The organism is Mycobacterium sp. (genome assembly GCF_040398885.1).
Taxonomy (GTDB): Bacteria; Actinomycetota; Actinomycetes; order Mycobacteriales; family Mycobacteriaceae; genus Mycobacterium.
In genome coordinates this window covers 25,284-33,410 of record NZ_JBBATF010000011.1, presented here as the reverse complement: position 1 = coordinate 33,410, position 8,127 = coordinate 25,284, and the positions used below count along the sequence as shown (strand labels likewise).

General features: G+C 68.9%; 7 protein-coding genes and 2 pseudogenes. 4 read left to right on the top strand and 5 right to left on the bottom strand.

Going from position 1 to position 8,127, the window contains the following annotated elements; all coding sequences use genetic code 11:
* A partial coding sequence (locus ADBZ5U_RS02305) for a beta-propeller fold lactonase family protein (protein WP_526261938.1) occupies positions 1–1,356 on the top strand: 1,356 nt, incomplete at its 5' end.
* A 103-nt stretch (positions 1,357–1,459) separates the two neighbouring features.
* Here ADBZ5U_RS02305 and ADBZ5U_RS02300 read toward each other — a convergent pair.
* On the bottom strand, positions 1,460–1,849 hold the full coding sequence (locus ADBZ5U_RS02300; RefSeq protein WP_526261936.1) for a type II toxin-antitoxin system VapC family toxin: 390 nt from the start codon (positions 1,847–1,849) through the stop codon (positions 1,460–1,462).
* Complete coding sequence (locus tag ADBZ5U_RS02295) at positions 1,846–2,085, bottom strand: type II toxin-antitoxin system Phd/YefM family antitoxin (protein WP_526261934.1); 240 nt, start codon at positions 2,083–2,085, stop codon at positions 1,846–1,848. The genes ADBZ5U_RS02300 and ADBZ5U_RS02295 overlap by 4 nt, the downstream gene beginning before the upstream one ends.
* Positions 2,086–2,115: 30 nt before the next feature.
* Here ADBZ5U_RS02295 and ADBZ5U_RS02290 point away from each other — a divergent pair.
* Both ADBZ5U_RS02290 and ADBZ5U_RS02285 read left to right on the top strand, forming a co-directional pair.
* Positions 2,116–2,323, top strand: a pseudogene (locus ADBZ5U_RS02290) (type II toxin-antitoxin system Phd/YefM family antitoxin); the annotation flags it as partial.
* A 137-nt stretch (positions 2,324–2,460) separates the two neighbouring features.
* On the top strand, positions 2,461–3,717 hold the full coding sequence (locus tag ADBZ5U_RS02285; RefSeq protein WP_526261932.1) for a hypothetical protein: 1,257 nt from the start codon (positions 2,461–2,463) through the stop codon (positions 3,715–3,717).
* Between the two features lie 36 nt (positions 3,718–3,753).
* Here ADBZ5U_RS02285 and ADBZ5U_RS02280 read toward each other — a convergent pair whose 3' ends face one another.
* From ADBZ5U_RS02280 to ADBZ5U_RS02270, 3 genes are read right to left on the bottom strand one after another with little or no spacing between them, the layout of a single operon-like run.
* Positions 3,754–5,367, bottom strand: a complete 1,614-nt coding sequence (locus ADBZ5U_RS02280) for a RecQ family ATP-dependent DNA helicase (protein ID WP_526261930.1) — start codon at positions 5,365–5,367, stop codon at positions 3,754–3,756.
* A gap of 60 nt (positions 5,368–5,427) precedes the next feature.
* Entirely contained in the window at positions 5,428–5,928 is a 501-nt protein-coding gene (locus ADBZ5U_RS02275) for an SRPBCC family protein (RefSeq protein WP_526261928.1), read from the bottom strand.
* On the bottom strand, positions 5,928–6,674 hold the full coding sequence (locus tag ADBZ5U_RS02270; RefSeq protein WP_526261926.1) for a hypothetical protein: 747 nt from the start codon (positions 6,672–6,674) through the stop codon (positions 5,928–5,930). Before ADBZ5U_RS02270 ends, ADBZ5U_RS02275 begins: the two co-directional genes overlap by 1 nt.
* A gap of 138 nt (positions 6,675–6,812) precedes the next feature.
* Here ADBZ5U_RS02270 and ADBZ5U_RS02265 point away from each other — a divergent pair.
* A pseudogene (locus ADBZ5U_RS02265) lies at positions 6,813–8,119 on the top strand (adenylate/guanylate cyclase domain-containing protein).
* The last annotated feature ends 8 nt before the right edge of the window (positions 8,120–8,127 follow it).

Sequence of the window (8,127 nt, the reverse complement as noted above, 5' to 3'; positions counted from 1 at the left end):
GAACTCATCCAATACCGCTCGAACTACGGCGACGGCCTACCGTTCACCCAGCGCGGAGGTGCCGGCGGCTCCTACGGAAACGGCGGCGACGGAGGTGCCGGGGGCGCTGGCGCAGAAGGCGGCAATGGCGGCACCGGCGGCAACGGCGGCGCCGGTGGATCGGCGATGGGTGACGGCGGGGCCGGCGGTCTCGGCGGCAACGGTGCGGCGGGAGGGGGCGGCGGCGCCGCGGGTGCCCCGTCGGTCGTCGACACCATCACTCCGATTGACGGCAGCGTCGCCTACGGTGTCGCCGCCGGGCCTAACGGGGTGTACCAGTCGCAGACCGCCGGGCGGGTGTACGCAAGCGGCGCCGACGGCACACCGCAGTGGTCCGTTGCAGTGGGCCCGACGACAAGGGGGATCGCTGCCAGCCCCGACGGCACCCGTGTCTATGTCGTGAGCCAGGCCGAAAACAAGGTGTACGTAATCGACTCCGGCGGCCTTCTCATCACCACGGTGGCGGTCGGCACCCAGGGCACTAGCTACGGAGGAATCGCGGTCAGCCCCGACAGCACCCGCGTCTATGTGAGCAACCCGGCAGCGAACACCGTATCGGTGATCGACGCCGGCACCAACCAGGTGATCGCCACCGTGGGAGTGGGCAGCAACCCGGGACGTATAGCTGTCGGCGGTGGCAAGGTCTGGATCGTCAACACCAACAGCTTCAACATGACGGTCCTCAACGCCTCGACTAACAACGTCACCCAGACGATCCAAAACCTGAACGAGGTTCCGTGGGCGGTGGCGTTCGGCGGTGACAAGGTCTGGATCGCCCAGTATGGCGGCACAGTCAGGGTTCTCAACGCGGGTGACTACTCGCTCGTCGGTAACTATGCCGCCGGCGCGGACCTCTCCGCGATCACGGTCACTCCCGACGGCACCCGCGGTTTCGTCTCCAACGAGTACGACGACACGGTTAGCGTCATCGATCTGTCCAGCCCGTCGAATCCGGCGTACACGTTGACGGTTGGCGCCCAGCCGATCGCCATGGCGATCAGCCCTGACGGCACCCGTGCCTACACCGCGAACCCCGGGAGCAACAACGTGACGGTCATCGACACCGCGATCGGCGGCGCCGGTGCGGGCGGCAACGGTGGCAACGGCGGTGACGGCGGCGATGCGCAGGCGTCCAGCTACGCCGGTGGTGCCGGCGGTGCCGGCGGCAACGGCGGCGAATCGGCCGGCAACGGCGGTGACGGCGGTGACGGTGGCAACGCAGTGCCGGGCGGCACGGCCGGTGCCGGCGGGGCCGGCGGCGCGGCGGGCACCGGCGGCACGGCCGGCACCCAGGGCGCCGACGGCGTGGTGGTGTAGCGCAACCGCATCACGACGGAATCGGCCGCCTCCCCCGGGAGGTGGCCGATTCCGTATCTGCGCCGCGCTGTCCGGATGTTGTTCGGATTCGACGCCTGACCCGTTAGACCGACAGAATCGGCGTCATCGCTGCGCCGGTGATTCTTGTGTCGCGAGTCGCGACGGTCAGGTTGCGGCGAAGCGCTTGCGCGACGATAGCGCGATCGAACGGGTCCTTGTTTTCCCAGAGGAGCCTGCCGGCCAGGATGGCGTCACCCGATTCGATGGACAGCTCCGAGGCTTTCATGTGGGCGAGGATGTCGGCCCACGCGGATAACAGCGGTTCGCCATCCAGGCGTCCGAGTCGGGTCTTGATCGCGATCTCCCAGGCCGAGGCGGCGGTTACCCACAAAGTTGTCTCGGGGGCGGCCAGCACAGCGAGCGCCGAAGCAGCAACTTGAGTGGGATCGCTGACGAGCCAGAGCAGCGTGTGGGTATCAAGGAGAACATTCACCCGGCGTCGCGTTCCCACGGCACGAGTTCGTCTTCGGGCAACGCGTCGTCGAAATCTCTGGGCACCAACATGTTTGGCAATTGGCCGAAACGGCGCGGCACCGCCGCGATCGGTATCAGCTGCGCCACCGGCTCGCCGTGGCTGGTGATGATGAAAGAGTTGCCGGCCTTGACATCCCCCAAGAGGCGGTTGAGCTGATTTTTGGCCTCCGTGCTGCTGACTGTCTCGCTGGACATGGCCGAACCGTATCACGGCGGCAATCGAATTTGCCATTCACGCTAGCGCGACTAGCGCTATCCGCCTCGAAGGCCGGGGTTGCGGTACTCAGGTCGGCCGACGACTACGACTCCTGGCAGGAAACGGTCTATCTGTTGCGATCGGCCCGCGAATGCGCGCCGGCTCATGGAGGCCGTGGCCCGGGACAGGGCCGACGAGTCAGCGGGGACCGGTCACACTGCGACGATCGCGGAACTTGGTCAGGATTCTCAAGGCCAGGTACCACTACTGACAGACGGACGCGACCCGCGTCGCCGGCAACCGTTGCACAGTTCGCCCGGAGGCGGGTTAAGCTACGCCCCCTGAGCTTGTCCACATGAAGGGACTGCCCGCACATGGAACTGTCGGCGCGTTCGTATCTCACCACGGGTATCGCGGCACTCGGCGTGAGCGCCGTCGCCCTGTCCCCGGTCCAACCGGTGGCCGGCCACCGGGCACTCGCTTCCGAACACGCCGTCGTCAGCGCCATGGCCGTAAACCTCGCCGCGGCGATCGACCCGATCACCCCCTGGGTCGACACCATCAAGAGCACCTGGGACAACGTCACCGGCCTGGCCGCCCTCTACCTGCAGCAGCCGCTCCCGATTCTGACCACGATCGCCCGGAACCAGCTCACCTACCTGCAGGAACTGCCGGACATCGCGCTGATCGCAAGCCAGGTGTGGGGCAACGCCAAGACCTTCTTCACCGCCCCCTACGACCCGACTCCGATCAACATCTCCGACGCGCTGGTCACTGACATCGCCGGCCTGCCGATCAGCCAGCTGACGGTCTACGCGCTGCTGCAAACCATGATCCAGGGCAGTGGTGACCTGGAGCCGCTGACCAGGTTCGCGGGCACGCGGATCAGCCCGGATCTCCAGCCGCTGCTCGAGTTCACCGCGACTCCGGTCAGCGGCGAACTGATCGGCCTGCTCGGCCCGGCGATCTCCCCGCTGATCTCGCTGACCAGAAGCTTCACCGCCATCGGCGAGTACTTTCAGCAGGGTGACGTCGCCGCCGCGCTCAACGAACTGATCAACATCCCCGCGAACACCACCAACGCCGCGCTCAACGGCGGCGGGTTCCTTGATCTGACCGGAGTGGTGAAGTCGGCGGGCTACACGCTGCCCCCCGAGGTCAAGAGGGTCGGGTTCAACATGGGCGGCCTGCTCAACGTCGTTCCGATCGCCTACGAGCCGCCGACCGTCCCCAACTCGGACCTGAATCCCTTCAGCGGCGGACTTGCCTTCGACGCGCTGGCCACCGACGTCGAGTCGACGTTCATCACCTTCAACGACCCGGGCTGGCCGGTCGGCGCCATCGGCTCGGTGATCGGCCTGGGCCAGGCTCTCGGCGACGCGATGCTGGTGACACCGCCGGCGCCGGCAGTGGCGAGCGCGGCCCCCGCGGCCGCGACGGCCGGGCCGGTCGATGCGGTTCCCGTCGGGGCGGCGGACCCGGTTGCCGCTCCCGCCGACGTCGCGCCCGAAACCCCGGAGCCCAAGCGGAGCAGGGCTGCCGCCGGTAGCGCCGACTCCGGCAACGACAAAGCGACCCGTGCGGCGGCGCGCGGCGGCGCCAGGTCCGCGGGCGCGCGCCACGCCGGCTGAGGCCTCGCGGCGCCGGCCCCCGCAGGCGGTCGGCTGTCACAGCCGCCGCAGCACCCCCGACTCGGCTATCGCCTGCAACGCCAGGGTGCGGTAACCGTAGTCGTCGAACAACACGGTGATGCGGTCTCCGTCGGCGCTCATCACCACCCCGCGGCCCCACTTCCGGTGCCGCACCGGTGTTTCGGCGGGCCACTCCCCCGTCGGCCCCTCAACGGACCCCGACACCTCATCGCAGCGATCGCAGTTCCCGCACGGCTCAGCCAGCGTCTCCCCGAAGTAGCTGAGTAGGAATTGCCTTCTGCAGTCCCGGGTTTCGGCGTATCCGCGCATCATCTCCACCCGGGTGCGGTCGATGCGCTCCTTGCGTTCCACCACCTCCACGCCCAGTTGGGCCGCGTCGTCGAGGCTCACCGTTCTCGACGCCCGGAATCCCTTGCGGGAACTCCTCACCAGCCCGGCCTCTTCGAGGATGTTCAGCGCGTTGGTGAGCCGCCGGACGGGCACGTCGATGCCCCCCGCCAACGCATCGAGGCTCTGATGGGCGCCGGCGTCCAGCAACACCGAGTACACCGTCGCCAGCAGCGCCTCGTCCGGCCTCTGGGTGGTGAAGAACCGTGCCAGGCCCAAGTCCTGGGGCCGGTAGAAGAGTTGCGCCACAGCCGGTTCGCCGTCCCGGCCGGCCCGCCCGATCTGCTGGTAGTAGTTGTCCACCGAGTCCGGCACCGAGGCGTGGATCACCGCCCGCACGTCGGCCTTGTCGATGCCCATGCCGAACGCCGACGTCGCCGCCACCACGTCCACCGCCCCGGACCGGAAGTCGCGGTGCACCTGATCGCGTTCGGACCGGGACAACCCGGCATGGTAGGCAACCGCCCGCACGCCGTCCGAAACAAGTTCGGCGGCATAGGTTTCGGCGTCCTTGCGGGTGGCGGTGTAGAGCAACGTCGGCCGTCCGGCGGCCGACGCCGCGGTCAGCACCGCCTCCCGCTTGTCGGCGTCGGCGACGTGGAAGGAGACCTCCAGCCGGATGTTCGGCCGGTCGAACCCGCTGGCGACCACCAGCGGATCGCGCAGACCCAACTGCTCGATGATCTCGCGTCGCACCGGCGGGGAGGCGGTGGCCGTCAGCGCCACCACGGTGGGATGCCCGAGACGGGCGACGGCGTCGCCGAGGCGCAGATAGTCCGGCCGGAAGTCGTGACCCCAGGACGAGACGCAGTGCGCCTCGTCGACCACGATCAGCGAGATGCCGGCGTCGGCCAGCGCGGCCACCACCTCCTCGTTGCTCAGTTGCTCGGGCGCGAGGAACACATACTCGGCGACCCGGTCCCGCAACGCCTGCCAGGCCCGTTCGGTCTCGTCGGCCCCGAGCAGGGAGTTGATCGCGATCGCGTCCGGGGCGTCCTTGGCGGCCAGTCCGTGGATCTGGTCGTGCTGCAGGGCGATCAGCGGGGAGATCACCAGCGTCGCCCCCGCCATCAGAACACCGGGCACCTGGTAGATCGCCGACTTGCCCGACCCGGTTGCCATCACCGCCAGCACGTCGCGGCCGGCCAGCACCGCCTCCATGGCCTGCAACTGGGCGGGCCTCAACCGCGGCCAGCCGAAGACGTCGGCGGCGATCCGTTGCAACTCGTCTCGCGGGCTCATCGCCCACCAGCCGGTGCCGGTGTGACGTCCTCCCCCGATCGGCTCCCCGCCGGTGGGGGATCAGCCGGTCTCGGCGAGCTCACGGACACCGGCCAGGGTCGCCGCCACCGCCTTCCGGAACTGCGCCGCCCGCCCTTCCACGATCTGCCGGGCGCGGTCCGGCGTCCGCGCGATCAGCATCGTGACCCCCGACGGCCCGGGGCCGATCCGGGCGGCGTAGCTCAGCCGGGTCCCGGCCGGAATCGCTGCAAGCTCGAATCGCCATGTCGCCGCGGGGTTTTCCGGATCGCCGACCGCCCAGCCGAATACCTTCGGCGGGTCGAATGCGACGATCTGGGACACCGTCCTCCATTCGCCGATGTCCGGGTTGCGGTTCGTGCCGACGAACCGTGCTCCCAGCGCCGGACCGGTGAAGCCGTCCGCCCACCGGACGTCGACCAGTTCGGCGCTGAGCGGCGGCATCACGGTGATGTCGCTGACCACCTCCCAGACCCGGGCCGGCGGAGCGGATATGTCCACACAGTCGGCCACCTCGCGTTCGTGCATCACACGTTCGTGCATCACATCAGCATCTGCGGCAGCATGAACATCCGCACACACGTGGTGACCAACAGCACCAGGCCGGTGAGGATCAGCGCCACCTGGACCTTGGGCGAGGTGAATTTGGTGGCCACACTGGCGAAGAACAACACCAGCGCGAACAGCACCGCGAGCATCACATACCGGGTGCTGGTGTTGCTGGCCTCGTCGGCCGCGGCCAGGCTCTCCTCGGCCTTGTTGGACAGTTCGTCGGCCTGCAACTGGGCCGGGACGACGTAACCGGCCAGGTCCAGCGGTGTGCCGTCGGGCACCCGGGAGGGGTTGCCCTCGCCGTCCACCGTGACCCCGGTCAGCCACTCCTTCTGCGCCTTGTCCAGGGCGGGTGAGAAACGTTCCCGCAGGAAGTTCGACCGAAGTCTGTCCTTGGCGGCCACCGCGTCCACCCAGGAGATCCACATCTGGGAGTCGACGACGGACTGGCTGGTGGCCTCCGAGGCCGCCCGGTTGGCGTCGCTGCGCTGGATCGCCGAAGCCGACTGCGCATCGGACTGCGCGTTGGACCACTGGCTGGCCTGGAACGACGCCCAGGTGGTGGCCACCGCGGCGATGGCCAGGATGATCGCCGTCCAGGAGTCCAGGATGCGTTGCCGGCGCTCCCAGGGATCCTCCGGTTCGACCGGGATGATGTCGGCGCCCAGCACGTCGTCGACGAGTTCTTCGACCTTCTCCAGAACGCTCTCGGTCCCGTCAAGGTTGGTGTCCGCCACAATCCTCCTGTCGAGGTCCAGCCGGGATGACCCGCCCAGTGTGCCGCGATCCGGCGGGATTTTCGGGCGTTTCTCGGGCGTTTCGCCGCCCGAGTCAGACGGGGATACGCTGGCCCAGTGGGTTCCGAGCGCAGACGACTGCTCCCGGAAGGCCGGCTGTGGCACTCGGACTGCGAACGGCTGCAACGCCGTCCGCCCGCTCGCAACCAGCACTGGGCCGAGTCGGCCGGCCGCCCGCAGCGGGTGCTCAACGTCGCGGCCTGGATCGCCGCCGCGCTGACCGCGACCCTGGGTGTGCTGCAGACCCTCACCGGAGACCGGGTGCTCTACATCGGCCTGATCAACCTGGCCCTGGCCGCGGTGTTCCTGGCCATCCCGCTGCTGAGCCGGCTGGGAAACGTCCCCGCCGCTTTGGTTTTCGTGATCGTGTCCTACGCGTCGCTGACCTTCGTGGGCACTCAGATCGGCACCGACTCGGGGGTCCAGTTCTACTACCTGGTGTCGGCGTCACTGGCGGTGCTGGTGCTGGGCATCGAGCATCTCGCGCTGGCCGGCACGGTGGTGGCGGTGGGCGCGGGCCTGGTGGTGTACCTGCAGTTCACCGCCCCGCAGGACACCGGCATCCAGCCCCGCTGGGCGCTGGACCCGCGTTCGTCCTCGCCACGACCGGCGCCTGCCTGCTGATCTTCGCCACCGTCTGGTACGCCATGCGGGAGGTGTCGCGCGCCGAAGCCGCGATGGAGGTGGAGTACAGCCGCTCCGAAGCGCTGCTGGCCAACATCCTGCCCGCCACGGTGGCCGCGAAACTCAAGGACCCGGGGCACGGGACCATCGCCGACCGCTACGACGACGCCTCGATCCTGTTCGCCGACATCGCCGGCTACACCGAACAGTCCAGTCAGATCTCGCCGACCGAGCTGGTGCGGTTCCTGGACCGGCTGTACACCACCTTCGACCGCCTGGTGGACCGGCACGGGCTGGAGAAGATCAAGACCACCGGCGACGCCTACATGGTGGTCAGCGGTGTGCCCACCGCCCGTCCCGACCACGTCGAGGCGATCGCGGATCTGGCCCTGGACCTGTGCGCGGCGGTCGCCGGGTTGCGCGACCCGCAGGGCAGGCCGGTGCCGATGCGGATGGGCATCGCCTGCGGGCCGGTGGTGGCCGGCGTCGTCGGTGCCCGCCGGTTCTTCTACGACGTCTGGGGCGACGCCGTCAACGTCGCCTCCCGGATGGAGTCCACCGACGTCGTCGGCCGGATCCAGGTGGCGCACAACGTCTACGAGCGCCTTCGGTACGCCTTCGATTTCGAGGAGCGCGGCGAGATCGACATCAAGGGCAAGGGCGTGATGCGCACCTGGTATCTGGTGGGCCGCAGGCCGGCCCGCGAAATGCCCGGCGGCGAGGCGTTGAGGCGGCACGCCACAATGAACCCACCCGTGTGACAGACTTG